General features: G+C 62.2%; 23 protein-coding genes. 18 read left to right on the plus strand and 5 right to left on the minus strand.

Features of this window, described 5'->3' with window-relative positions:
• The first annotated feature begins 8 nt into the window (after window positions 1-8).
• The 5 genes from ybeY to ACP7AL_RS04665 all read left to right on the plus strand — a co-directional run bounded on the left by ybeY (window position 9) and on the right by ACP7AL_RS04665 (window position 4,737).
• Window positions 9-512 (plus strand): rRNA maturation RNase YbeY, encoded by a 504-nt coding sequence (gene ybeY / locus ACP7AL_RS04645; protein ID WP_425989363.1) that lies wholly within the window; start codon window positions 9-11, stop codon window positions 510-512.
• Window positions 513-1,646, plus strand: coding sequence for a hemolysin family protein (locus tag ACP7AL_RS04650; protein ID WP_024921200.1), 1,134 nt, complete (start codon window positions 513-515; stop codon window positions 1,644-1,646). It begins immediately after the preceding gene.
• A complete protein-coding gene (gene lnt, locus ACP7AL_RS04655) occupies window positions 1,643-3,244 on the plus strand; it encodes an apolipoprotein N-acyltransferase (RefSeq protein WP_425989366.1) in 1,602 nt (533 codons plus the stop codon). The genes ACP7AL_RS04650 and lnt overlap by 4 nt, the downstream gene beginning before the upstream one ends.
• Window positions 3,245-3,476: 232 nt before the next feature.
• On the plus strand, window positions 3,477-3,893 hold the full coding sequence (locus tag ACP7AL_RS04660; RefSeq protein WP_425989369.1) for a helix-turn-helix domain-containing protein: 417 nt from the start codon (window positions 3,477-3,479) through the stop codon (window positions 3,891-3,893).
• 82 nt (window positions 3,894-3,975) lie between these two features.
• On the plus strand, window positions 3,976-4,737 hold the full coding sequence (locus ACP7AL_RS04665; RefSeq protein ID WP_425989372.1) for a tRNA (guanine(46)-N(7))-methyltransferase TrmB: 762 nt from the start codon (window positions 3,976-3,978) through the stop codon (window positions 4,735-4,737).
• Here the strand turns inward: ACP7AL_RS04665 and ACP7AL_RS04670 are convergent.
• The gene (locus tag ACP7AL_RS04670; protein ID WP_425989375.1) at window positions 4,734-5,825 is read right to left on the minus strand and encodes a DUF2336 domain-containing protein; all 1,092 of its coding nucleotides are present in this window, start codon (window positions 5,823-5,825) and stop codon (window positions 4,734-4,736) included. The genes ACP7AL_RS04665 and ACP7AL_RS04670 overlap by 4 nt on opposite strands.
• A 408-nt stretch (window positions 5,826-6,233) precedes the next feature.
• On the opposite strand from ACP7AL_RS04670, the gene rimP reads away from it, so the two are divergent.
• From rimP to ACP7AL_RS04725, 11 genes are all read left to right on the plus strand, one after another.
• A complete protein-coding gene (rimP, locus tag ACP7AL_RS04675) occupies window positions 6,234-7,010 on the plus strand; it encodes a ribosome maturation factor RimP (protein ID WP_425989378.1) in 777 nt (258 codons plus the stop codon).
• A gap of 3 nt (window positions 7,011-7,013) precedes the next feature.
• Window positions 7,014-8,624 (plus strand): transcription termination factor NusA, encoded by a 1,611-nt coding sequence (gene nusA, locus ACP7AL_RS04680; RefSeq protein WP_006023532.1) that lies wholly within the window; start codon window positions 7,014-7,016, stop codon window positions 8,622-8,624.
• A 60-nt stretch (window positions 8,625-8,684) separates the two neighbouring features.
• The gene (locus tag ACP7AL_RS04685; RefSeq protein ID WP_425989381.1) at window positions 8,685-9,368 is read left to right on the plus strand and encodes an RNA-binding protein; all 684 of its coding nucleotides are present in this window, start codon (window positions 8,685-8,687) and stop codon (window positions 9,366-9,368) included.
• Window positions 9,369-9,421: 53 nt separating this feature from the next.
• Entirely contained in the window at window positions 9,422-12,034 is a 2,613-nt protein-coding gene (gene infB / locus ACP7AL_RS04690; protein ID WP_425989384.1) for a translation initiation factor IF-2, read from the plus strand.
• Window positions 12,035-12,231: 197 nt separating this feature from the next.
• Entirely contained in the window at window positions 12,232-12,657 is a 426-nt protein-coding gene (gene rbfA / locus ACP7AL_RS04695; RefSeq protein WP_006023529.1) for a 30S ribosome-binding factor RbfA, read from the plus strand.
• Window positions 12,657-13,871: a tRNA pseudouridine(55) synthase TruB gene (gene truB / locus ACP7AL_RS04700; protein WP_425989387.1), complete on the plus strand. Its 1,215-nt coding sequence runs from the start codon at window positions 12,657-12,659 to the stop codon at window positions 13,869-13,871. Before rbfA ends, truB begins: the two co-directional genes overlap by 1 nt.
• Window positions 13,872-13,873: 2 nt before the next feature.
• Window positions 13,874-14,143 carry a 30S ribosomal protein S15 gene (rpsO, locus tag ACP7AL_RS04705; protein ID WP_006023527.1) on the plus strand — a complete coding sequence of 90 codons (270 nt, stop codon included), beginning with the start codon at window positions 13,874-13,876 and terminating at the stop codon, window positions 14,141-14,143.
• Window positions 14,144-14,444: 301 nt separating this feature from the next.
• Window positions 14,445-16,589 (plus strand): polyribonucleotide nucleotidyltransferase, encoded by a 2,145-nt coding sequence (pnp, locus tag ACP7AL_RS04710; protein WP_024921192.1) that lies wholly within the window; start codon window positions 14,445-14,447, stop codon window positions 16,587-16,589.
• Between the two features lie 160 nt (window positions 16,590-16,749).
• Window positions 16,750-17,505 carry a superoxide dismutase gene (locus ACP7AL_RS04715; RefSeq protein WP_024921191.1) on the plus strand — a complete coding sequence of 252 codons (756 nt, stop codon included), beginning with the start codon at window positions 16,750-16,752 and terminating at the stop codon, window positions 17,503-17,505.
• A gap of 324 nt (window positions 17,506-17,829) precedes the next feature.
• On the plus strand, window positions 17,830-20,040 hold the full coding sequence (gene katG, locus ACP7AL_RS04720) for a catalase/peroxidase HPI (RefSeq protein WP_425989392.1): 2,211 nt from the start codon (window positions 17,830-17,832) through the stop codon (window positions 20,038-20,040).
• A gap of 129 nt (window positions 20,041-20,169) precedes the next feature.
• Complete coding sequence (locus ACP7AL_RS04725; RefSeq protein WP_425989395.1) at window positions 20,170-20,766, plus strand: glutathione S-transferase family protein; 597 nt, start codon at window positions 20,170-20,172, stop codon at window positions 20,764-20,766.
• A 17-nt stretch (window positions 20,767-20,783) separates the two neighbouring features.
• Here ACP7AL_RS04725 and fabV read toward each other — a convergent pair whose 3' ends face one another.
• The 3 genes from fabV to fabA form a co-directional block, all read right to left on the minus strand.
• Window positions 20,784-21,956 (minus strand): enoyl-ACP reductase FabV, encoded by a 1,173-nt coding sequence (fabV, locus tag ACP7AL_RS04730; protein ID WP_425989398.1) that lies wholly within the window; start codon window positions 21,954-21,956, stop codon window positions 20,784-20,786.
• A 72-nt stretch (window positions 21,957-22,028) separates the two neighbouring features.
• Window positions 22,029-23,252: a beta-ketoacyl-ACP synthase I gene (fabB, locus tag ACP7AL_RS04735; protein WP_006023521.1), complete on the minus strand. Its 1,224-nt coding sequence runs from the start codon at window positions 23,250-23,252 to the stop codon at window positions 22,029-22,031.
• A gap of 111 nt (window positions 23,253-23,363) precedes the next feature.
• Window positions 23,364-23,894, minus strand: a complete 531-nt coding sequence (gene fabA, locus ACP7AL_RS04740) for a 3-hydroxyacyl-[acyl-carrier-protein] dehydratase FabA (RefSeq protein WP_024921187.1) — start codon at window positions 23,892-23,894, stop codon at window positions 23,364-23,366.
• Between the two features lie 232 nt (window positions 23,895-24,126).
• On the opposite strand from fabA, the gene irrA reads away from it, so the two are divergent.
• Window positions 24,127-24,609 (plus strand): iron response transcriptional regulator IrrA, encoded by a 483-nt coding sequence (gene irrA / locus ACP7AL_RS04745; RefSeq protein WP_425989401.1) that lies wholly within the window; start codon window positions 24,127-24,129, stop codon window positions 24,607-24,609.
• Between the two features lie 63 nt (window positions 24,610-24,672).
• Here irrA and ACP7AL_RS04750 read toward each other — a convergent pair whose 3' ends face one another.
• Window positions 24,673-25,206, minus strand: a complete 534-nt coding sequence (locus ACP7AL_RS04750; RefSeq protein WP_006023518.1) for an SH3 domain-containing protein — start codon at window positions 25,204-25,206, stop codon at window positions 24,673-24,675.
• Window positions 25,207-25,523: 317 nt separating this feature from the next.
• On the opposite strand from ACP7AL_RS04750, the gene ACP7AL_RS04755 reads away from it, so the two are divergent.
• Window positions 25,524-26,528 (plus strand): 2-hydroxyacid dehydrogenase, encoded by a 1,005-nt coding sequence (locus ACP7AL_RS04755; protein ID WP_425989404.1) that lies wholly within the window; start codon window positions 25,524-25,526, stop codon window positions 26,526-26,528.
• Window positions 26,529-26,541 lie beyond the last annotated feature (13 nt).

Below are 26,541 nucleotides of genomic sequence, written 5' to 3' on the forward strand. Positions count from 1 at the left end.
TCTTTGACATGACGTCCGCCGATAGACCCGCGACCGAAGTCCTCGTTACCGCCGACTGCTGGAACAGCGAAAGCGGTGTGGAGACGACGATCCATCGCGCCATCGAAACGGCGGCGTCCATGGTCGATGCCGATACCGCCGACGCCGAACTTGCGATCATGCTGACCGACGATGCCGGCATCCGCACTCTCAACAAGAACTGGCGCGGCATCGACAAGCCGACCAACGTGCTGGCGTTTCCGGCACTACAATCGGAGCGCGCTGACGACGACGCGCCGCGCATGCTCGGCGACATCGCCATCGCCTACGAGACCACGCGCTTTGAGGCCGAAGCCGAACACAAGCCGTTCGATCACCATCTCAGCCATCTGGCGGTGCACGGTTTTCTGCATCTGGTGGGCTACGATCACGAAAACGATAAAGATGCCGAGATCATGGAAGGTCTCGAGCGTGATATCCTGGCGCAGCTCGGGATCCCCGATCCCTACGCGCACGACGATCAGGTGAACTAGGTGTCCAATTCTCTTGCCGACAAATCCGACAGGGATCGCTCTGATACGCCGCGATCGGGCAATCTGCCGGTGCCCGTGCAGCAGGGCGAGGTGCTGCGCCCGTCGTCGGAACTCTGGCTCATGCGTGCGCTGCGCACGCTGTTCGGATGGAAGGCGGGATCGGCTCGCGCCGATCTTCAGGTGGTACTTGATGCCACGGCACCGGACGAAACCAGCTTCACCACGATCGAGCGCACCATGCTGCGCAACATCCTGGGCCTGCACGAGCGGCGCATCGCCGACGTCATGGTGCCGCGCGGCGACATCGTCGCGGTCAAGCGGGATATTTCGCTGGGCGAGTTGATGAGTCTGTTCGAAAGCGCGGCTCATTCGCGTCTGGTGGTCTACAACGACACCCTCGACGACCCCGAAGGCTTCGTTCATATCCGCGACCTGCTCGCCTTCATCACAGCGAAGGCGAAGGTTGCGGACGAGGTCAACGCCAAGCGCAAAAAGCCGTTTCCGGCAGGACTCGATCTACGTTCGGTCGACCTGCGCATGAAGCTGTCCGACGCCAACATCATGCGCAAACTAATCTATGTTCCGCCATCGATGCCCGCCATCGATCTGCTGGCGCAGATGCAGGCGACGCGCATCCATCTGGCGCTGGTGGTCGACGAGTACGGCGGCACCGACGGTCTGGTGTCGATCGAGGACATCGTCGAGCAGGTGGTCGGCGAGATTGATGACGAGCACGACAGCGATGAGACACCGTCCGTGGTCCGGCAATCCGATGGATCGTTCATCGCCGACGCGCGCGCCAGCCTGGAAGACGTGCAATCCGTGGTCGGAGAGGAGTTCGACACCGGCGAAGCTGGCGAGGATGTCGATACGCTCGGCGGCTATCTCGTGACGCAGGTCGGCCGCCTGCCAGTGCGCGGTGAAATCATTTCCGGACCGGGCGAATTCGAGATCGAAGTGCTCGACGCCGATCCTCGCCGCGTCAAACGCGTCCGCATCGGAACGCAGAAAGACCGCTCCAATCTGCGTCATCGCGAGTTGCGCCGCCGGGAAGCCGCGAACGATGCCGCGCAGGCCCAGGCCAACGACAACACCAATCCGGCTTCATCCAGCGACGGCGCCGGCAATCGATGAAGTCCTTCCGCGCGCTCATCTCCGGCATCATCCTGTCATGGGGATGGACGCGCGCGATGATCGCGCTCGCCGCGGGCGCGCTGTCGGCGCTGGCGATGGCGCCGTTCAACGCGTGGCCGATTTTGTTCCTGACGATTCCGGTCGCGGTCTGGCTGGTCGATGGCGCTGGCGCCGGACGCCTCGGCGGCATTCCCGCTGCGGCGATGAGCGGCTGGTGGTTCGGCTTCGGCTATTTCGTGGCGGGGCTTTATTGGGTGGGCTACGCCTTCCTCGTCGACGCCCAGACTTTCGCGTGGCTGCTTCCGTTCGCGGTGATGGGCCTGCCGGCAGGACTGGCGCTGTTCATGGCCCTCGGCTTTGCGCTTGCCCGGCTGATCTGGGCACCGAATGCGTTTCGCATTCTCAGTCTCGCCTGCGCGCTCACGGTCAGCGAATGGCTGCGCGGACATATCCTGACAGGCTTTCCCTGGAACGCCTTCGGCTACGCATTGACCGAGCCGCTGGCGTTCGCGCAAAGCGCGTCACTGGTCGGGCTTTGGGGTTTGACGTTTATCGCGGTCGCGGTTTTTGCGTCTCCCGCAGCGCTGATCGACGATCCGCACGTGACGCGCCGCCCGTGGATTCCGCTCGTTGTCTCACTCGTCCTGCTTGCCGCGATGGGTGGCTACGGCGCAATCAGGCTCGCAAACCAGCCGACGCAGTTCGTCGACAAGGTGAAACTGCGCCTGATGCAGCCGAACCTGCAGCAGGATGTGAAATTCAACTACGCCGCCAAACAGATGGTGATGGAGAAGTATCTGTCGCTGTCGGATCGCGCGACGGGTCCGCAATCGAGCGGCGTGCGTGACTCCACCATCCTGATCTGGCCGGAATCCGCGTTTCCGTTCTTCCTGGCGCGCGAGGCCGACGCCATGGCGCAGATCGCGAACCTGTTGCCGCCGGGGACGGTGCTGGTGACGGGTGCGATCCGCCCGCCGGATCAGCCTGCCGGAACGCAAATCACCCGCGCCTACAATTCGATTTATGTCATCGATCACGATGGAACCATCCTGTCGATCTACGACAAGCTGCATCTGGTTCCATTCGGTGAATACCTGCCGTTTCAGTCCGCGATGGAAAAACTCGGCTTCGTGCAGATCACCAAGGTACGCGGCGGCTTCATTCCGGGCGACCGGCGGCGGACCATGACGGTACCGAACGCACCACGCATGCTGCCCCTGATCTGCTACGAGGCGATCTTCCCGGGCGACATTGTTCCCGGCGACGATCGTCCCGGCTGGATCGTCAACCTGACCAACGACGGATGGTTCGGCATCTCGACCGGCCCCTATCAGCATCTGCAACAGGCCCGGCTGCGAGCGATTGAAGAAGGCCTCCCCATCGTACGCTCTGCGAACACAGGCATCTCCGCCGTGATCGATCCGTTCGGCAGGATCATTACGCAATTGGGACTTGGCGCCGAGGGCGTGCTCGATTCAGCGTTGCCCAAACCAGCGTCCCCGACGCTGTTCTCCCGTGTTCGCGATATCCCGGTGGCACTGGCGGTCGCATTGTCGATTGTGATCGTTATCCGCCGCCGCGCGAAACAAAAGCCCTGACATCACCGTATCTGTTCTGACGCACGGTATTTCTGGACATGTGTCCAGACTGTCAAACCTTGTTCGATGGGTTCAATCGGCCTCAATGCGGTCACAGGGTTTAACCTAAATTCTTCATCACGGGGGCGACAAGGATTTGACGATGCTGGCGCAAGAAGCGTATTCCGGTCTGGTCATCGCCGACAGGTTCACCATCGTTTTCCAAACCCTGCCGATGACGGGGAGCTTTTAGATGACCACCAAGGCGCCCAATCCTGTTGACAAATATGTTGGCAGCCGCGTGCGCATGCGCCGGATCATGCTTGGCATGAGCCAGGAAAAGCTCGGCGAAGCGCTCGGCCTGACATTTCAGCAGGTGCAGAAATACGAGAAGGGCACCAACCGCATCGGTGCAAGCCGGCTTCAACAGATCTCCGACATTCTTCAGGTGCCGGTCTCGTTTTTGTTCGAAGGCGGCCCGGCCGGACCGAACGCGCTGGCAGGATTGAGCGAAGCGCAATCCCCCGCCTACGTTTCGGATTTTCTCGCCACTTCCGAAGGACTCGCGCTGACGCGCGCGTTCACGCGCATCACGGATGCCAAACTCCGCCGCAGCATCGTGGAACTCGTCGAGCAGATGGCGGCGCGCGAACAGTCCGACCCCACATAAACCTGCGGACCCCGCAGCGCCGTGGATCGGCAACGTTGCCGGGGCGTGTCCATGACCGGATTTCAACCAGATCGCACCCGCGATGAACGATAGACTGCCCAAGCCGGTGAATGCGATGTCAGCGAACGATACGACCTCATCACGCGGGCAAAATATCGAACACGGGCATGGATCGTTTTTCGGGCGGCGCAAGGGCCACAAGCTCCGCAATCACCAGGCCGATCTGATCGAAAATCTGCTGCCGCATCTCGCACTCGATCTTGCTCACGCGGACGCCTCTGATCCGGGCGCGCTGTTCCAGGCACCCATCGACGAAATGCGTCTCGAGATCGGATTCGGCGGCGGCGAACACCTGATCGCGGAAGCGCTCGCGTTTCCGCGGACCGGCTTCATCGGCTGCGAGCCGTACGTCAACGGCATGGCGAAAATCCTGGCGCAGATCGAAGCGCACAACATCGCCAACATCCGCCTTTTTGCAGGCGACGCCGCCGAGCTGCTGGCATGGGCGCAGCCATCGAGCTTTGCGCGGATCGATCTCATTCACCCCGATCCGTGGCCGAAACGGCGGCACTGGAAGCGCCGCTTCGTGCAGGACGCAACCATCGCCGAGATGTCGCGCATCCTGAAATCAGACGGCGAGTTCCGCTTCGTGTGCGACATCGACGACTACTGTGCATGGACCCTGATGCACATGCAGCGCTCTGCGGACTTCATCTGGACAGCAGAGCGCGCCAGCGACTGGCGGAGGCCGTGGCCGCACTACACGATGACCCGCTATGGAAGAAAGGCCGACCGCGAAGGACGCAAGGCCGCCTATCTCATCTTTCGGCACGTGAACTCTTAGGCCGGCAAACCCTTGTCGCGCAGCCGCCAGAAGGTCAGAACGCGCTGCGCCGTCGCGAGCGACAAACGCTCGTAGTTGATCCGGGCTTCCTCAATATCCGGACCGGAGGGCGTTCGTCCCGGACCAAGCCGCAACACCACCAGCGCCCGCACGGTGGCCCATTCCAGCCCGATCGATTTTCCCAGAAGCAGAATGGGATCGTAGCGATCACCGAGCATCAGCTGATGGACCACCGACAGCCGCATTCCCGTCAGCGCCGCCAGCCCCGCAATCGATTCCTCGTATTTATGCAGCTTGGCGAAGCCGAGCAGCGCCGCCTCGTTGAGTTCTCCCGCCTGATGCAGCGCCAGAATGGCGCGCTGGGCCGGCTGGAAATCGCGGGTCTGCGGTGGCGTTTTCGGCGCACCGGAAATCTCGATCATCGCCTGATTGATCGCCGCCTTCTGTTTCGGCTTCGCAGAGTCAAACATGCGGCGGCGGACGAGATCGACCGATTTCGCCAGCAACTGTTTCAGCGACGCGGCCGGAAGGTCCTCGCGCTGGCCGACAGTCAGCGCCAGCATGCCATCGTCGGTCGCGCGCTTGACCAGTCCCGAATAGCCGGACTCGGAAAACTGCGCGCCATTGTTGGCCGCGACGCTGCGCACCACTTCGCGGTCACCGCGGCGGACGATCACATCGGTCACGGTGGGAGACAATGTCGGGCGCCCTGAAATCGCGGCCAGATGTTCCTGGCCCTTGGCGCGGGCGATTTCGACGAGTGTCGGATCGTCGAGCAGCGGCGATCGGCTCAGGATCGGACCGGCAATCTTGATTTCATTTTCGTGGGCGAGTTGCTTCACCAGCGTCGGCGGCGCGTTATCCAGCTTCGACAGCCGCTCCGCCAGTTCCACGCGCGTCTCGATTTCGGTGGCCGGCACCAGACCAACCAGAATGTCGTCGAACAGCGCGACATGCCGCGTCTCGAAATGCGCGGCACCTTGCAGGAAAAGGTCGGAAATCCGCGCAATGGCCGCCGCCCGCTTTTCAGCGGAGCCGTTTTTGACGATCTCATCGAGTTCGGGAATGAGCGAAAAGGCAGCAGCCATGCGAGTCTCTGGTCGCTACTGGCGCGGCGGTCTACCGTGCGCCTGGAAGCGTTGGCGACTGTAGGTAGGCCAGATGAATGAACGGTTAGCCGGAAAGATCGCTTTGAGGACAGCTGCCATAAATGAGTTCGTGCTGGCGTCCGGACTCCCGCCGTTTGGCTGTAAGCTTATACATCCTTTCGATATTCGGAGCTTTGCCAGTAACAAAACGGGTTCCGCAATCGTTTCCGGCCCGCGGGAAGCCCTTGCCGCACAGGCCAAAAACGTCTATATCCGCCGCAGCTGATAAATTCTCATACGCACACGTAGGAGAGTGGGCCCCCCGGGACCCGCTCTTTTTTATTACCTGATGGCCCGTGCCGCATGCAGCAGCCGGCCGATAACCATAAGAGCACTCTGATCCTGGACATGAGCGACCCCACCGACGTTGCCGTTGATGCCGAACTGCTCGCCGAACCGCGCCTTGTGGTCGAGCCGGGCGTCGGCGCGCGCGTGGCCGCGGTTGCGACGCCAGTGTTGCAGGGCATGGGCTATCGGCTGGTGCGGATCAAGGTCACGGCCGAAGCGGGCTGCACTGTGCAGATCATGGCGGAGAAGCCCGACGGCACCATGCTGATCGAGGATTGCGAAGCGATTTCGAAAGCGCTGTCGCCGGTGATGGACATCGCCGATCCGATCCAGCGCGCATATCGGCTGGAAATCTCATCCCCCGGCATCGACCGGCCGCTGGTCCGCCGCACCGACTTTGAGCGTTATGCCGGGCATCTGGTGAAAATCGAGATGGCTGTGCCTCACGAGGGCCGCAAGCGTTTCCGCGGCAAGCTTGGCGGCGTCGAGGGCAACGGCATCAGGATTATTCGCGACGACGCTCGCGCCGATCAGGAAGCAAGTGTGTTGCTTACGATGGAAGACATCGCCAGCGCGAATCTCGTTCTGACCGATGAATTGATCGCGGAATCCATGCGCCGGGGCAAATCGGCTGCACGCGAGATCAAGGAAGACCTCGGCCTCGCGCCGCCTCCGCCCGAACACGCGAAGAAGGCCCGCGCCGAACTGCCAATTTCAAAAAGTTTCAAGCCGAAGCCAAAGCCGAAAAAAGCCGCGCCAAAGAACACCAAGGAACACCGCCTCGCCGCTGAAGCGAAAAAGCGAGCAGGCAAATCGGATCACCACGAAGGAGACTGAGCCATGGCCGCTGTCAGCGCCAACAAACTCGAATTGCTGCAGATCGCCGACGCCGTCGCACGCGAAAAGTCGATCGACCGCTCGATCGTGATCGCGGCGATGGAGGACGCCATCGCCAAGGCGGCCCGCGCCCGCTACGGCTCCGAGACCGATGTGCACGCCGAGATCGACGCCAAGAAGGGCGAACTTCGGCTGTCGCGCCACATGCTGGTAGTCGAGCAGGTCGAGAATTCCTCGAACCAGATCTCGCTGAAGGACGCGCAGAAGGCTAACCCCGGCGCGCAGATCGGCGACACCATTGCCGACACGCTGCCGCCGCTGGAATACGGCCGCATCGCCGCGCAGAGCGCCAAGCAGGTGATCGTGCAGAAGGTGCGCGAGGCCGAGCGTGACCGGCAGTATCAGGAATTCAAGGATCGCATCGGCGAGATCGTCAACGGCGTCGTCAAGCGCGTCGAATATGGCAGCGTCATCGTCGATCTCGGCCGCGGCGAAGCCATCGTGCGCCGCGACGAAATGCTGCCGCGCGAAGTGTTCCGCAACGGCGACCGCGTCCGCTCCTACATCTTCGATGTCCGCCGCGAAACCCGCGGACCGCAGATTTTCCTGTCGCGCACCCATCCGCAGTTCATGGCGAAGCTGTTCGCGCAGGAAGTTCCTGAAATCTATGACGGCATCGTCGAGATCAAGGCTGTGGCCCGCGATCCGGGTTCGCGCGCGAAGATTGGCGTAATTTCACGCGATTCGTCGGTCGATCCGGTCGGCGCCTGCGTCGGTATGCGCGGCTCGCGCGTGCAGGCCGTGGTGAACGAACTGCAGGGCGAGAAGATCGACATCATTCCGTGGTCGCCCGATATCGCGACCTTCGTGGTCAACGCGCTGGCGCCCGCCGAAGTCGCGAAGGTCGTGATCGACGAAGATCGCGAGCGCATTGAAGTCGTGGTGCCCGATACCCAACTATCTCTTGCGATCGGCCGCCGCGGGCAGAACGTGCGTCTTGCCTCGCAGCTCACCGGCTGGGACATCGATATTCTGACCGAACAGGAAGAATCGGAGCGCCGTCAGGCCGACTTCGAGAATTCCACCCGCGTCTTCATGGAAGCCCTCAATGTCGACGAAGTCGTCGGCCAGTTGCTGGCGTCCGAAGGTTTCGGTTCGGTCGAGGATCTGGCGCTGGTGGACCCACGGGAACTCACCAGCATCGAGGGCTTCGACGAGGAAACCGCCAACGAGCTGCAAAGCCGTGCCCGCGAATATCTTGAACAGCTCGAGGCAGAACTCGAAGCGAAGCGAAAGGAACTGGGCGTGGAAGACGCTTTGACGACTGTGCCGGGCGTAACCGCCAAGATGCTTGTGAAATTCGGCGAGAACGACATCAAGACCGTCGAGGATCTGGCCGGCTGCGCCACCGACGATCTGGTCGGCTGGGTTGAACGCAAGGACGGCGAGACCACCAAGCACGCAGGCATTCTGGACGCCAACGAAACGTCGCGCGAAGATGCGGAAGCCCTCATCATGCAGGCCCGCGTCGTCGCCGGCTGGATCACCGAAGCAGATCTCGCCAAGCCGTCCGAAGAGGCAGCCGCCTCCGAAGACAATTCGGCTCAGGCATGAAGTGTGATGCGGTTTTCGGACAACATCATGCTTTTCAAGAGCTAGGGAAATGACCCGCGCATGCTTGCCATCGCTGATCACGCAGATCTCGACAACGGACCCCGGACAAAAGCCGGGACCGAGCGGATGTGCGCGGTCACGCGGCAGGTTGCGCCGATCGATGATCTGATCCGCTTCGTCCTCTCCCCGACCGGTGAAACCGTTCCCGACCTGAAGCGCAAGCTGCCGGGGCGCGGGTTATGGGTGTCGCTGTCCCGCGCCACCGTGGCGGAAGCCGCCAGGCGCAACGTCTTCGCGCGCAGCTTCAAACGCGACGTCCAGGTGTCGAAAACCCTGGCCGACGATGTCGAGCGCATGATGGTCCGGGGAGTGTCCGAAGCCCTCGCCATGGCCGCGAAAGCGGGCCAGGTCACGTCAGGATTTTCCAAGGTTGAAGGCGCCATCGAGGGGCGGCAGGCGGTGGCCCTGATCCACGCCACGGACGGCGCTCCGGACGGAATCCGCAAGCTGAATGCCAAACTGGCCGCCGTAATGCGGGAAAACGGTACGGAATCAGCCGATTTCCCGGTTATCAGCGTCCTGACCACCGATGAATTGGATTTGGCACTCGGGCGGGCAAATGTGGTACATGCTGCCCTGCTCGCGGGCCCGGCAAGCAAGACCTTCCTCGCACGTTGCCAGACGCTCACCCGGTTTCGGGGGACGGATGGCGGTCACGATGGCGGGATGGACAAGAACAATTAGGGCATTGCCGTCAGATGCGGCATGCGAGCAACGAACAAGATTAGGACTGTTGAATGGCTGATACGAAAAATCCTGGCGATAAGCCGCTGAGCGTCGGTGCGAAAACTCTGTCGCTGAAACCGCGCACAGAGACCGGCGTCGTGCGCCAGAGTTTCAGTCACGGCCGCACCAAACAGGTGGTGGTCGAAAAGAAAACCAAGCGCCGTATGGCCGGCGATCCCGCGCCTGCGCCCGAAGCGGCACCCGCCGCGCCGGCGCCTGTCGCAGCGCCTCCGAAGGTAACGCCGCGTGCGCCTGAGCCTGCGCGTCCACCCGCGCGCAAGTCGGGCGTCGTGCTGCAGACCCTGACCGAAGACGAGCAGAGCGCCCGCGCCAGCGCGCTCGCCGATGCACGCTTGCGCGAAGAAGAAGAGCGCCGCGCGGCGGAAGCCGAAGCTGCACGCCGTAACACCAAGGAATTCAAGGAACAGCAGGAGCGCGAAGCCGCCGAAGCCCGCAAGAAGGCTGAGGAAGAACGCCATCGCGCCGAAGAAGAAGCCAAGGCGCGCGCCGAACGCGAGGCCAACAAGCGCAACGAAGCTGCCGCCAAGGCCGCGGCGCCCGCCACCACCGCGCGCACGACGGCCGCAACGCCTCCGGCCCGTCCCGCCGCTGTTGCCGCCGATGGCTCCGACGACGATGAAGCTCCGCGCATGGTGCGCCGTCCAGGCGGCGGTCCGGCCCGTCCCGTCATTGCGCCGAAGCCGGCTGCCAAACCCGGACCTGCGAAACAGCGCGGACGTCTCACCCTTTCGACCGCACTGAACGCCGACGATGTGCGCGAGCGTTCGATCGCCTCGTTCCGCCGCCGCACCCAGCGCCTCAAGGGCCACGCGTCCAACGAGCCGAAGGAAAAGCTGATCCGCGAAGTCACGATTCCCGAAGCCATCACGATTCAGGAACTCGCCAACCGCATGGCCGAGCGCGCCGTCGATATCATCCGCCTGCTGATGAAGCAGGGCGCGATGCACAAGATCACCGACGTGATCGACGCCGACACCGCGCAACTGATCGCCGAGGAAATGGGCCACACCGTCAAGCGCGTCGCCGCGTCGGACGTGGAAGAAGGCCTTTTCGACGTCGCAGAAGATCATGCCTCGGACACCACACCGCGTCCGCCGGTCGTGACCGTCATGGGCCACGTCGACCACGGCAAGACCTCGCTGCTCGACGCGCTGCGCCACGCCAACGTGGTCAGCGGCGAAGCCGGCGGCATCACCCAGCATATCGGCGCGTATCAGGTCACTTCGCCCGAAAGCGGCAAGAAGATCACCTTCATCGACACGCCAGGCCACGCAGCGTTCACCGCGATGCGCGCCCGCGGCGCCAAGGTCACGGACATTGTCATTCTCGTCGTTGCGGCGGATGACGGCGTGATGCCGCAGACGATTGAAGCGATCAACCACGCCAAGGCGGCGAAGGTTCCGATGATCGTTGCGATCAACAAGATCGACAAGCCGGATGCGAAGCCGGAGCGCGTGCGCACCGAGCTGCTGCAGTACGAGGTTCAGGTCGAGTCCTTCGGCGGCGAAGTCGTCGACGTCGAAGTGTCGGCCAAGAACAAGACCAATCTCGACAAGCTGCTAGAAATGATCGCGCTGCAGGCCGAACTGCTCGACCTGAAGACCAACCCGGATCGTCCGGCTGAAGGCACCGTGATCGAAGCCAAGCTCGATCGTGGCCGCGGTCCGGTTGCGACCGTGCTGGTTCAGCGCGGCACGCTGCGGGTCGGCGACATCATCGTGGCCGGCGCGGAAATGGGCCGCGTCCGCGCGCTGATCAACGACCAGGGCCAGACCATTCAGGAAGCTGGTCCGTCGGTTCCGGTCGAAGTGCTCGGCTTCAACGGTCCGCCGGAAGCCGGCGACCGCCTCGCTGTCGTCGAGAACGAAGCCCGCGCCCGTCAGGTCACCGACTACCGTGCTCACCAGAAGCGCGAGAAATCCGCAGCCAGCAACGCCGGCATGCGCGGTTCGCTCGAGCAGATGATGTCGCAGCTCAAGACCACGGGCCGCAAGGACTTCCCGCTGGTCATCAAGGCCGACGTGCAGGGCTCGCTGGAAGCCATTCTGGGCTCGCTCGAGAAGCTCGGCACGGATGAAGTCGCCGCACGCATCCTGCATGCGGGCGTCGGCGGCATTTCGGAGTCCGACGTGACCCTGGCGGAAGGCTTCAATGCCGCCATCATCGGCTTCAGCGTCCGCGCCAACAAGGAAGCGGCGGCGCTGGCCAAGCGCGACGGCATCGAAATCCGCTACTACAACATCATCTACGATCTCGTGGATGACGTGAAAAAGGCGATGTCCGGCCTGCTCGCGCCGACGCTGCGCGAAACCATGCTCGGCAACGCGCAGATCCTCGAAGTGTTCAACATTTCGAAGGTCGGCAAGATCGCAGGCTGCCGCGTCACCGACGGCAGCGTGGAACGCGGCGCCAATGTGCGCCTGATCCGCGACAACGTCGTCGTGCACGAAGGCAAGCTGTCGACACTGAAGCGCTTCAAGGACGAAGTGAAGGAAGTGCAGTCCGGTCAGGAATGCGGCATGGCATTCGAGAACTACCAGGACATGCGCGTCGGCGACGTTATCGAGTGTTATCGCGTGGAGACCATTCAGCGCTCCCTGTAAGTCCAAGTCTTACGGGCGCGTTGAAGGGATATTGCGAAGTCTGACGTTCTGCCCGGCCCAAAGCGCGAAGCATGTCTTCGCGCCGAAGGTGCCGGGCACCGCGTCTTGAAAGATTCAGCAACGCTACAACCGCAATGGCCGGGATGCAGACCAGTTCTGCCCGGCCATGGCGATTTTTGATTTGAACAAGGACGACAATGGCACCTCGCAAAAAGGACAGCGACCCTCGCGGCGGCACGACCGGCGCCTCGCAGCGACAATTGCGCGTCGGCGAAATCATCCGCCACGCGCTTGCGGACATTCTCGCTCAGGGCGGCGTGCACGATCCGGCGCTCGAAGGTCACATCATCACCGTGCCCGAGGTGCGGATGTCGCCGGACCTCAAGCTCGCGACCATCTATGTAATGCCGCTCGGCGGCCGCGGCATCGAGGACGTGATCGCAGCGCTCGATCGCAACAAGAAGTTTCTCCGCGGCGAAGTCGCGCATCGCGTTAACTTAAAATTCGCTCCTGATCTTCGCTTTCGCGTTGACGAACGATTCGACGAAGCAGAACGGATCGAGAAATTACTGAGAACACCCGCGGTTCAAAAAGACCTCAAGACAGATTCGGACCAAGACTGATGAATGTGACGACCCCAGACCGCGTGATCGAACAGCAAACAGCCGATTCGAACGCGCCTTCCGAAAATAAATTTGAGCAGGCACGCAATGATGCCTCTCAGCATCGCGAAGCACATGTGTCGGTTACCTCCCCCCTTGTGGGGGAGGTCGACGCGCAGCGTCGGGAGGGGGGTGAGCAACGAACAGCAATGCGTCAATCTCCCCCCCTCCCCAACCCTCCCCCACAAGGGGGGAGGGAGCAGAAAAAGGGCAACCAGCAGAAGCGCGACCGCCGCGACGTCCACGGCTGGGTGATTCTCGACAAGCCGATCGGCATGACGTCGACGCATGCTGTCGCCGTGCTCAAGCGCCTGTTCAATGCCAAGCGCGCGGGACATGCCGGCACCCTCGATCCGCTCGCCTCCGGCGGATTGCCGATTGCACTCGGCGAAGCCACCAAGACCGTTCCGTTCGTGATGGATGGCCGCAAGCGCTACCGCTTCACGGTGCAGTGGGGCGAGGAGCGCGACACCGACGACACTGAGGGCCGCGCCACCCAGACCAGCCCTGTCCGGCCTTCCGTGGAAGCGATCCGGGCGTTGCTGCCGCAGTTCACCGGAACCATCGAACAGATCCCGCCGCAGTATTCGGCGATCAAGATTCAGGGCGAACGGGCCTATGACATGGCCCGCGACGGCGAGGTGGTCCCGCTGCAGCCCCGGCCGGTCGAGATTCACGAATTAACCCTTGTGGAACAACTAGATGGCGACCGCTCGGTATTCGAGGCCGAATGCGGCAAGGGCACCTACGTCCGGGCACTGGCCCGCGATATGGGCCGTCTTTTGGGCTGTTTTGGTCATATTTGCGCGCTCCGGCGCACGATTTGCGGGCCTTTTACCGAAGCGGACATGATTCCGCTGGCAGATCTGGAGGCTTTGTGCGATAGAGCCGCGTCTGGCGAGGGCAGCCTCGCCGACGCGCTTTTGCCCGTTGAGACCGCGCTGGACGACATCCCGGCACTGGCCGTCACACGGGCGGATGCCGCAAGGCTCCACCGGGGCCAAGCGGTTTTGTTGCGCGGACGGGATGCGCCAATTTCAAACGGCACAGTCTATGCCACCGTCGGAGGAAGGCTTCTGGCCCTCGCCGAGATCGGCAATGGCGAACTCATCCCCAAGCGTGTGTTCAACCTGACCGGGCTGACAGCTCATCCCGGCCGCAAAGAAGGTGTTTGACGATGTCGATTGCCGCAGAACGCAAAGCGGAAGTCATCAAGAAGAATGCAACCAAGACCGGTGACACCGGTTCGCCTGAGGTTCAGGTCGCGATCCTGTCGGAACGCATCGCCAACCTCACCGAGCACTTCAAGAGCCACGTGAAGGACAATCATTCGCGCCGCGGCCTTTTGAAACTCGTCTCCACGCGCCGCTCCCTTCTCGACTACGTCAAGAAGAAGGACGAGGCTCGTTACAAGGCGCTGCTCGAAAAGCACAACATTCGCCGCTAAGAAATACACGCGCGCAGGTTTGCGCGCGTTTTTGCATGGCGTGTGAATACGTCATGCATTTCCAACGCGTGGTCCTCTGAAATGTCCACGCGGCGTGTCCAGCAGCAATCCGGCGGCTGGGCGATAACGGGTAACATGCCCGTACCATCGAAAGGATGGACGCCATTCCAAACCTGAAGACCATGGCAGGATCGCCGGACGCTGACGCCGCATTCACGCGCGGTCAGCGTCCCGCAATCTTGCGCATGGTTTTTGTGTTTCAGGCGTCCGTTCTTTCGTGAACCCATGAAAGACGAAGACAATGTTTAATGCTCATTCAGTCGAGATCGACTGGGGTGGACGTCCACTCAAACTCGAAACCGGCAAGATCGCGCGTCAGGCCGACGGCGCCGTTGTCGCCACCTATGGCGAGACCATCGTGCTTGCCACCGTCGTCGCCGCCAAGACGCCGCGTGAAGGCGTCGACTTCCTGCCGCTCACCGTGGATTATCAGGAAAAGACCTACGCAGCCGGCCGCATTCCCGGCGGCTACTTCAAGCGCGAAGGCCGGCCCACCGAAAAGGAAACGCTGGTTTCCCGCCTGATCGACCGCCCGATCCGTCCGCTGTTCGTTGACGGCTGGCGCAACGAAACCCAGGTCATCGTGACGGTTCTGTCGCACGACATGGAAAACGATCCGGATATTCTTGCGCTGGTGGCTTCCTCCGCGGCGCTGACCCTCTCCGGCGCACCGTTCCAGGGCCCGATCGGCGCAGCCCGCGTCGGCTTCATCAACGACGAATACGTTCTCAATCCGACCCTCGACGAGATGGCCGACACCAATCTCGATCTCGTCGTCGCCGGCACTGCCGACGCCGTTCTGATGGTGGAATCGGAAGCCAAGGAACTGAACGAAGAGATCATGCTCGGCGCCGTGATGTTCGGTCATCGGCATTTCCAGCCGGTGATCAAGGCGATCATCGAACTGGCCGAGAAGGCCGCGAAGGAGCCGCGCGAGGTTTCTTCCGTGGACAACAGCGCCATCGACAAGGAAATGCGCAGCGTCGGCGAGGCCGAACTGCGCAAGGCCTATGCCATCCCGGTCAAGCAGGATCGTTACGCGGCCGTCGGCGAAGTGAAGAAGAAGGTCATGGACCACTTCTTCCCGGAAGGCCAGGAGCCGAAGTACGACAAGCTGCGCGTCGCCGGCGTGTTCAAGGAGCTGGAAGCGGACGTCGTTCGCAACAACATCCTCGACACCGGCAAGCGCATCGACGGCCGTGACGTGAAGACGGTTCGTCCGATCGTCGCCGAAGTCGGCGTGCTGCCACGTGCCCACGGTTCGGCGCTGTTCACCCGCGGTGAGACCCAGGCAATGGTTGTCACCACGCTCGGCACCGGCGAAGACGAACAGTACATCGACTCGCTGTCGGGAACGTACAAGGAGCGCTTCCTGCTCCATTACAACTTCCCTCCCTACTCGGTTGGTGAAACCGGCCGTCTCGGCGGCACCAAGCGTCGCGAAATCGGCCACGGCAAGCTCGCATGGCGCGCGATCCATCCGGTCCTGCCGGCGCATCACGAATTCCCGTACACGCTGCGCGTGGTCTCGGAGATCACCGAGTCGAACGGTTCTTCATCGATGGCGTCGGTCTGCGGCGCTTCGCTGGCGCTGATGGACGCGGGCGTTCCCCTGAAGCGGCCCACCGCGGGTATCGCCATGGGCCTCATTCTCGAGGGCGACCGTTTTGCCGTGCTGTCCGACATTCTCGGCGACGAGGATCATCTCGGCGACATGGACTTCAAGGTCGCAGGCACCGAAAACGGCATCACGTCGCTGCAGATGGACATCAAGATCGCCGGCATCACCGAAGCGATCATGAAGCAGGCCCTCGCCCAGGCGAAGGACGGCCGTATCCACATCCTCGGCGAAATGGCGAAGGCATTGACCAATGCCCGCGCCGAGCTCGGTGAGCATGCGCCGCGCATCGAAGTGCTCCAGATCCCGACCGACAAGATCCGTGAAGTGATCGGCACCGGCGGCAAGGTGATCCGCGAGATCGTCGAGAAGACCGGCGCCAAGGTCAACATCGAGGACGACGGCACCGTGAAGGTGGCGTCCGCCAACGGCGAATCGATCCGTGCGGCGATCAAGTGGATCAAGTCGATCGCGTCCGATCCGGAAGTCGGCCAGATCTACGACGGCACCGTGGTCAAGGTGATGGAGTTCGGCGCGTTCGTGAACTTCTTCGGACCGAAGGACGGTCTGGTTCACATCAGCCAGCTCGCCGCCAACCGCGTGCAGAAGACCTCCGACGTCGTCAAGGAAGGCGACAAGGTCAAGGTCAAGCTGCTCGGGCTCGACGATCGCGGCAAGGTTCGCCTCTCGATGAAGGTGGTCGATCAGGAAACCGGCGAGGACCTCGAGGCCAAGCAGAAGGCCGAGGGCGTTTCCGCCGCCGAGTAATTGTCTCACAAACCCGTGTGACGACCCGAAGGGGCGGCATTTTGCCGCCCCTTTTTGTTTGCCTCATGCGAAACTCGTTTTGTGTCCGCAGCGTAGCCCTGTGATGGCTCGGCTGCATTCGCACCGGATCGCACCACGCTGCCACATCAGGGAGACCACCATGTCATCGATATCCCGACGCCATCTTATGACCGCCGCCGCCGGGCTCACGGCCTCTGTCGCTGCACCGCGCATCGTGTTTGCGCAGGCTGCACCGGCTCCCGCAGCCCCTGCGGCCGCACCCGCCGCTGGCCCGTTTGTCCTGCCGCCCCTTACCTACGCTCCGAATGCCCTCGAACCCCACATCGACGCCAAGACCATGGAAATTCACCATGGCAGACACCATCAGGCTTTCATCACCAACCTGAACAACCTGGCGAAAACCAATCCACAGCTCGGCACAACCGCGGTCGAAAATATCCTCGGCAACATCAATGCGCTTGATGACAGCATCAAATTTGCCGTGCGCAACAACCTCGGCGGCCACGCCAATCACACCATGTTCTGGCAGATCATGGGGCCTGACGGCGGCAAGCCTGAAGGCGAAGTGCTGGCAGCGATCGACAGGGATCTCGGCGGCATGGAGAAATTCCAGACCGAATTCAATGCCGCCGGCGGACGCCAGTTCGGCTCCGGCTGGGTGTTTGTGACGGTCACCAAAGACGGCAAGCTCGCCATCGAGACCCGTCCCAACCAGGATAATCCGATGATGGACGGCAAGCGCGTCCTGATGGGCAACGACGTCTGGGAGCACGCCTACTATCTCAATTACCAGAACCGCCGCGCCGACTATCTCAAGGCATGGTGGAACACGGTGAACTGGAAAAAGATTTCAGAGCGTTACGCCGCAGCGAAGGCCGGCACTCTCGGGGTGTAACTTCTCAAAGCACGTCAATTTCAAACAAAGGGGCGGCTTTTCAGCCGCCCCTTTTTCAATTCATGACCCTATCATCTGAAAACAGTAGGTTCCGGCGAGGCCGCTTGATCAGAATTACTTATCTGACCGCAAAGAAAAAGCGACTGGACCTGATGCTGGAATTCTTCCAAAGTTCGGCCGGAACGGTTCACGATTGTACCGTCGCCCACAGCGAAACGCCCCAGCAACAGCGAGCGCATTTCAGAGGCCTGAGAGCAATCCGGTCCTGGGCGGCACATCGGATCAAACCGGCGAACCAAAAATCACAGACGATCGGAGAAGAACATGGACGCAAAGACCGACGAAAAGGGCTTGGGCAAGTGCCCGGTCAACCATGGCGCAGGCGGTGGCACCCAGAGCAGTGCCTGGTGGCCCAACCAGTTGCGCGTCGACTTGCTGAACCAGCATTCGTCAAAGTCCGATCCGCTGGAAAAGACGTTCAGCTATCGCGAAGAGTTCAGCAAGCTCGACTACGAAGCGCTGAAGAACGACCTGCGCAAGCTCATGACCGACTCGCAGAGCTGGTGGCCCGCCGACTTCGGCCACTATGGCCCGCAGTTCGTCCGCATGTCGTGGCACGCAGCCGGCACCTACCGGCTGGCCGATGGCCGTGGCGGCGGTGGCCGTGGCCAGCAGCGCTTCGCTCCGCTCAACTCGTGGCCCGATAACGTCAACATCGACAAGTCGCGCCGCCTGCTGTGGCCGATCAAGCAGAAGTACGGCCAGAAGATTTCATGGGCGGACCTCTTGATCCTCACCGGCAACGTGGCGCTGGAGACCATGGGTTTCCGCACCTTCGGCTTTGCTGCCGGCCGCGAGGATGTCTGGGAGCCGGATCTCGACGTGAACTGGGGCGCGGAGACCGAATGGCTCAAGCACCGGACTCTCGATAAGTTTCCGGCGCCGCTCGGCGCGACCGAGATGGGTCTGATCTATGTGAACCCGGAAGGCCCCGGCGCCAATGGCGATCCGCTTTCGGCCGCTGCGTTCATCCGCGAGACCTTTGCCCGCATGGCCATGAACGACGAGGAAACCGTTGCGCTGATCGCCGGCGGCCACACGTTCGGCAAGACGCACGGCGCAGCCCCCGAGTCGCACAAGGGACCGAACCCCGAAGCCGCGGGCCTCGAAGAGCAGGGTCTCGGCTGGACCAGCAACTTCGGCAGCGGCTACGGCGCGGATGCCGTCGGCAGCGGCATCGAAGTCACCTGGACCCAGACGCCGGCCCAGTGGAGCAACTTCTTCTTCGAAAACCTGTTCAAGTATGAGTGGGTGCAGACCCGCAGCCCCGGCGGTGCGATCCAGTGGGAAGCCAAGGACGCCGAAGCCGTCATCCCGGATGCGCACGATCCGTCGAAGAAGCGCAAGCCGACCATGCTGACCACCGACCTGTCGCTGCGCGTCGATCCGATCTACGAAAAGATCTCGCGCCGCTTCCTCGAAAACCCGCAGGCCTTCGCGGAAGCCTTTGCACGCGCATGGTTCAAGCTGACCCACCGCGACCTCGGCCCGCTCTCGCGCTACCTCGGACCGGAAGTGCCGAAGGAAGTGCTGATCTGGCAGGACCCGGTGCCTGCCGTGAATCATCCGCTGATCACCGATGCCGATGCAACTGCACTCAAGGCCAAGATTCTGGCCACGGGTCTGTCCGCATCCGAACTGGTCGCTGCAGCCTGGGCTTCAGCCTCGACCTTCCGCGGTGGCGACAAGCGCGGCGGCGCCAACGGTGCGCGCGTTCGCCTTGCGCCGCAGAAAGACTGGGAAGTCAACGACCCGGCGCAACTCGCCAAGGTGATCGCGGCTCTTGAAGCAATCCATAAGGAGTTCAACGGCGCGAACTTCGGCGGCAAGCAGGTCTCTCTCGCCGACCTGATCGTCCTCGCCGGCAATGCCGGTGTCGAACAGGCAGCAAAGGCCGCCGGTCACAACGTCACGGTGCCGTTCACGCCGGGGCGCACCGACGCTTCGCAGGAGCAGACGGATATCCACGCGTTCTCCGTCATGGAGCCGCTTGCTGACGGCTTCCGCAATTATCACAAGGCGGGAGCTGCACTTGGTGAAGTCGCCCTGATCGACAAGGCGCAGTTGCTGACACTGACCGCGCCGGAAATGACCGTGCTGATCGGTGGCCTGCGCGCCATCAACATCAACACGGGCGGCGTCAAGCACGGCGTCCTCACCGACAGGCCAGGCACGCTGACCAACGACTTCTTTGTCAACCTGCTCGATATGCGCACGCAGTGGAAGTCGATCTCGGACGATCAGAGCCTGTTCGAAGGACGCGACCGCAAGAGCGGCGAGGTCAAGTGGACCGGCACACGCGTCGATCTCGTGTTCGGTTCGAACTCGGTGCTGCGCGCGCTGGCCGAGGTCTACGCCAGCGCGGATGCGAAGGAGAAGTTCATCAAGGACTTCGTCAAGGCATGGACCAAGGTGATGAACGCCGATCGCTTCGATCTCGCGGACCAGCCCAAGACGCTGCAGGCTGCGGAGTAAGCCGCGCCTGACGACAGAACGAACGAAGCCCCCGCGATCGCATCGCGGGGGCTTTTTCATTGCGTCTTCGCCGGGAGACAATCCTGCTATGAATTGGCTACAACGTAGAAAAAATCAGGGAGGCTCGAAATGATGAAACTCTATTGGTCGCCGCGATCGCGCTCGTTCTCCGGCCTCTGGCTGATGGAAGAGACCGGCCAGCCTTACGAGCGGGTGCTGACGGATATTTCCACCGGCGCGCAGAAGACACCCGAATTTCTCGCCGTCAATCCGATGGGCAAGGTGCCCGCGTTGAAGGATGGCGATGTCTCCATCGCGGAGGCTTCCGCGATCTGCGCCTACGTCGCCGATTGCTACCCTGAAGCGAAACTGGCGCCGCCCATCGGCGATCCGCGCCGTGGGAAGTATCTGCAATGGCTGTTCTTCTCACCCGGCTGCATCGAGCCGGCGATCATCCAGATCTTCACCAAGATCGAAGTGCCGACCTCAACCGCGGCCTGGGGCAGCGCGACACAGGTGTTCGATGTCCTCGACGCCGCGCTTGAAAAGGGCCCGTATCTGCTGGGCGAGACATTCTCCGCCGCCGACATCATGATCGGCTCGGGACTGAATTTCGCGGTCAGGCTGTTCAAGATGGTGCCGCCGCGTCCGTCATTCGATCGTTACATCGATGCATGCGCGGCGCGGCCCGCGTTTCAGCGCGCGGAGAAAATTGCCGCAGGGTAGGTTTCGGATTCGGAACGCTAGCCCGGGACGACGCGCGGATCGACGTCCTTCGCATAGTCGACGCCGTCGAGGCCGAACCCGAACAGGCGCAGGAACTGACTCTTGTATTCCGGCAGGTCCGCCAGTTCGCCGAGCGTTTCGGTGGTCAGCAAAGGCCAGCGGCGCAGCACTTCTTTCTGAACGCCGTCCGAGAGTTCCCAATCGTCGAGCCGAAGACGCAGCGCATCGTCCACGTCGGCATCGGGACCGAGGCGGGTCCGGAACAGACGATCGATCTGTTCGATACATCCTTCATGAAGCCCAAGCTGCTTCATGACCTTGAACAGGACCGTGCCATACAGCGGCACCACGGGAATCGCCGAACTCGCCTGCGTGACCACGGCCTTCAGCGCGACAACGCGCGCCGAGTCGCGGCCGAGCCGGCTGCGGATCTCGTCCGCCTTGCGGTCGAGATCGACCTTGGCGCGGCCGAGCGTGCCCTTCCAGTAAATCGGCCAGGTCAGTTCGCTGCCGATATAGGTGTAATTGAGCGTGCGGAAGCCTGGCGCCAGAACGCCTGCATCCGCGAGCCGGTCGATCCAGCGCTTCCAGTCGTCGCCGCCCATTACCGCGACCGTCGCCGTCGCTTCATCCTCTGTCGCGGGCGCAATGACGGTCTCGTAGACTTCGCCGCTTTCCGTGTTGAGGGTCTTGATCTCGACAGGGGCGCCGAGCGGCTTGATCGCCGAACGATACGTGACACCCGTGTCGGGATCCGTCCGCACCGGGGCGGCCATGCTGTAGACCAAGAGATCGAGCTGTCCGAATTTTTCGCGCACACGCTCGATGAAGGCGTCCTTCAATTCGTTGGAGAAGGCATCGCCCTCCAGCGTGACAGGGGCCCGGCCGATTTTCCTGGCTTCGATCTCAAACGCGCGATTGTTGTACCACCCCGCGCTGCCCGTCCGGGTCGCCGTAGGCTCCCGCTCCAGCGATACGCCGATGGTGTCCGCGCCGCCGGCGAAGGTCGCGACAATGCGGCTCGCAAGACCGTATCCCGTCGAGCAGCCCAGCACGGCGACACGCTTGGGACTCTGAGCCAGCGTGCCCTGCTTGAGAACGTATTCGATTTGCTCGTGAACGTTTCTGGCGCAACCTTCGGGATGTGCCGTCGTGCAGATGAAGCCTCGCACGCGCGGTTCGATAATCATGCCCACCCCATTCCAAATCGTTGCAATTGTTCTGCCGGCCTTTCCTTGAAGCGCAGAAAGGCAGAAACGAAATCACGCATCCAGACGCTTGAACACCAATGTTGCATTGGTGCCGCCAAAACCAAATGAATTCGACAGCACTGCGCCGATCTTGGCGCCGTCGATACGCTTGCGCACGATCGGCATGTCGGCAAACACCGGATCGAGTTCGGTGATATTCGCGCTTTCGCAGATGAAGCCATTGTTCATCATCAGCAGCGAGTAGATCGCTTCCTGCACGCCGGTTGCGCCGAGCGAATGACCGGTCAGCGATTTGGTCGCCGCGATCGGGGGACACTTGTCGCCAGCGCCGAACACGTTGCGGATGGCATTCATCTCGGGCGGATCGCCCGCAGGCGTCGATGTCGCGTGCGGGTTGATGTAGTCGATCGGGACGTTCACGGTCGACATCGCCATTTTCATGCAGCGTTCGGCGCCCTCGCCTGATGGCGCAACCATGTCGTAACCGTCGGACGTCGCACCGTAGCCGACGACCTCGCCGTAAATACGTGCCCCGCGCGCCTTGGCGTGTTCAAGCTCCTCGAGAACGACAACGCCCGCACCGCCGGCGATGACGAAGCCATCGCGGCTGATGTCGTAGGCACGCGACGCGGTCGCCGGCGCGTCGTTGTATTTCGACGACATCGCACCCATCGCGTCGAACAGCACGGACATGGTCCAGTCGAGATCCTCGCAGCCGCCCGCGAAGATGATATCCTGCTTGCCGACCTGAATGGTCTCGTAGGCATTGCCGATGCAATGGTTGGACGTGGCGCAGGCCGACGAGATCGAATAGTTGACGCCCTTGATCTTGAACCAGGTCGCCAGTGTCGCGGACGCGGTCGATGACATGGCCTTGGGGACGGCAAACGGGCCGACGCGTTTCGGTCCCTTGGTGCGGGTGATGTCGGCAGCGTCGACGATGGCGCGCGCGGAAGGGCCGCCCGACCCCATGATGATGCCGGTGCGCGGATTGACGATATCGGACTCTTCGAGGCCCGCATCGCGGATCGCCTGCTCCATCGCAACGTGATTCCACGCAGCGCCCTCGCCGAGAAAACGCATTGCACGACGATCGACCACATCCGCAGGGTTCAGAGACGGCCTGCCGAAAACCTGCGACCGGAAACCAAGCTTGGCATAATCTTCCGAATGAGTGATGCCCGGCTTGGCTTCATACAGACTCGCAAGCACTTCCTGAGTGTTGTTTCCGATGGAAGAGACAATGCCCATCCCCGTGACCACAACCCGCCTCATGATACCTCGCCTTTAGTTGCTGCGCTTTGACCTCTGCGCCTTCGACTGCCCGCGCCCGCCCACGGGGCCGGCAACTTAGAAACCCATCTTCGGGAGTTTATCAATCCTGCATCACGTTCCCGGCTGCAATGCGGCATCTCGCGGGAGCAAGCCCACTTTCAAATCCTTCGCGCGATAGAAAAGTTCGCCATCGGCCGAAAGGGTGCCATCGGCAATGCCGAGCCAGAGCTTTGAGCGCATCACGCGCTTGACGTCGATAGTGTACACGACCTTGGTGACGTGCGGCAGAACCTGACCGGCGAACTTGAGTTCGCTCAATCCCAGCGCACGGCCGCGGCCCAGCCCGCCGGACCAACCGAGAAAAAAACCGACCATTTGCCACAGCGCATCGAGTCCAAGGCATCCGGGCATCACCGGGTCACCTTTGAAATGGCAGCCGAAAAACCACAGGTCCGGCTTCACATCGAGTTCGGCACGGATCAGACCCTTGCCATACTCGCCGCCGTCTTCAGTGATCTCGGTAATCCGGTCGAACATCAGCATCGGTGGCAAGGGAAGCTGGGCATTGCCGGCTCCGAACAGCTCGCCCCGGCCACAGGCCAGGAGTTCTTCGTAGGAGTAGCTGTTCTGGCGGTCTTTCATCTGGATCCCTTGTTTTGGCATGCCGGTCCTGCGGCAGGCTTGCCGGACCTCTAACATAGGCACACCGGGGGTCAAAGTGGGCGTAACCGCCCGATTCAAGGCCATTTTTACCCGGAATTGCCGGCTGCCAGTTGCGAAAAACTTGCATGTAACTGCATCCTTTCCTATAGTCCTTGCAACAAGCCTTCTCAGCGGGCGGTTACTGGCTGCCCCGATGCGTACGAGTGATCTGATGGATGACGTAACCACCGAGAACAAGCACGGCGTGCCGCACGGGCATCATGGGCATGCGCCGGCACTCACGGGATGTCCGTGGCATGACGTCAACGAAATGTTGCAATCGGTCGGCCTGCGTCCGACTCGTCAGCGCATGGCGCTGGGCTGGCTGCTGTTCGGCAAGGGCGGACGTCACCTGACCGCCGAAATGCTCTACGAGGAAGCGACCCACGCCAAGGTGCCGGTGTCGCTCGCCACCGTTTACAACACGCTCAACCAGCTCACCGAGGCCGGCCTGCTGCGTCAGGTCAGCGTCGACGGCACCAAGACCTATTTCGACACCAACACCAGCGCGCATCATCACTTCTACATGGAAGGCAACCACGAGCTGGTCGATATTCCCGACCCGAATCTCGTGTTGCAGAAGATGCCCGACGTGCCGGAAGGCTATGAGATCAGCCGCATCGACATGGTCGTGCGCCTGCGCAAGAAGCGCTGAGCCGATCGTTATTGTGTTGAGAATGCAATCGCCGGGCCCTTCCCGGCGATTTGCTTTTGAAGGTCAGTTGACCTTCTCGTCGGCATAGACGCCCCACAGCCGCTGCTGCTCGATCCAGCCGTCGTAACCGCTGCCGGTGACGCGGCACCAGCCGTTGTTGCACCGCTTGACGGTCACGACCACGCCGGCCTGCAGCCTGGCCGCGACGGCGCTGTTTGCATCGGCGCTGTCATAGATCGGTGCGAGATCGTCCTTCTTCTTCATGGTGACGACCGCGGTGCGCTTGCCCGACAGCAGCGAATGATAGACCCAGCCTTCCGCGCCTTCCGAATCGCGCACACGCCGCCAGTTCTCGAACTCGGCGGTGATTTCCACCGGCAGACCGGAGCGGGTGTAGATCCAGGTCACATCCTGATCCTTGGTCGGCCCGGCGCGGACATTGACGTGATCCGACTTCAGGCTGACATAGCGCGGCACCGGCAGGCCGCTGGCCGTCGCCACGGCATCCTTGTCCTTGGCAGCAAAGCCGGGCGCACATGACGCGGCCCAGAGCGCACAAATTCCCGCAAGTGACGCAAAATTCCGAACAAAACCCATAACAACGTTCCTTCGTGCGGCCCCCAGCGCCGCTTCCCGCCGTCCGTGATGCCCGCGGCATTTCCTGATCGCCGCTGACCGCGCTCTCAGGAACCTCGAGAGGGCTTTGGAGACCAGCCACGCCCCTTGGGGTTCTTGTCTTGGCGCGGCCTTCTGCTAGAGAGGGACCACGGCCAAGCGTCTGAAAAGCAGCGAAAAGCTCACCGGACCGACAACGGATTTCTACCTTCGAACAGGCCGGTTAATGTGAACTGAACGGCCGGACCAAACTGTCCGGAAACGGTGACTCCGCTCAATATCGAAGGGCCTCTGGAAGAATGGTTGCGGGTAAAAAAAAGCCTCTGGTGGTGGTCACGCGAAAGCTGCCTGACAGCACCGAAACGCGCATGCGCGAGCTTTTCGACACCCGGCTCAACCTCGACGATACCCCGATGACACCGGACCAGCTCGCCGAAGCGATCCGCACCGCCGATATCCTGGTGCCGACGGTGTCCGACGAGATCACCGCCGAGCTTCTCAGCCAGCCGGACATCCGCCTCAAGCTGATTGCGAACTTCGGCAACGGCGTCGACAACATCGACGTGGCTGCGGCGATGGCGCGCGGCATCATGGTCACCAACACGCCGAAAGTTCTGACCGAAGACACCGCCGACATGACCATGGCGCTGCTTCTCGCCGTGCCGCGCCGCCTCATCGAGGGCGCATCAATCCTGACCGAAGGCAAGGACTGGCCGGGCTGGTCGCCGACCTGGATGCTCGGGCATCGGATCGGCGGCAAACGCCTCGGCATCATCGGCATGGGCCGTATCGGTCAGGCGCTGGCGCGCCGCGCCCACGCCTTCGGACTGCAGATTCACTACCACAACCGCCGTCCCGTCGCGCCGCAGATCGAGGAAGAGTTGGGCGCAACCTATTGGGACAGCCTCGACCAGATGCTGGCGCGCATGGACTTCATTTCGGTGAACTGCCCGCACACCCCGGCAACGTTCCACCTCCTGTCGGCGCGGCGGCTCAAGCTGATCCGCAAGGATGCCTATGTCATCAACACCGCGCGCGGCGAGGTGATCGACGAAGCGACGCTGACCAAGCTGATCGAGGACGGCGAGATCGCGGGCGCCGCGCTCGATGTGTTCGAGAACGAGCCGGCGGTGAATCCGAAACTGGTGCGGCTGGCCAAGGCAGGCAAGGTCGTGCTGCTGCCGCATATGGGATCGGCCACCATCGAGGGCCGCGTCGAGATGGGCGAGAAGGTGATGATCAACATCCGCACCTTCCTCGACGGCCACAAGCCGCCGGACCGCGTGCTGCCGGGTGTGAGTTAAGGATACGAAGGTC

The sequence above is a fragment of the Afipia sp. DC4300-2b1 genome, from assembly GCF_049895725.1.
Classification (GTDB): domain Bacteria; phylum Pseudomonadota; class Alphaproteobacteria; order Rhizobiales; family Xanthobacteraceae; genus Afipia; species Afipia broomeae.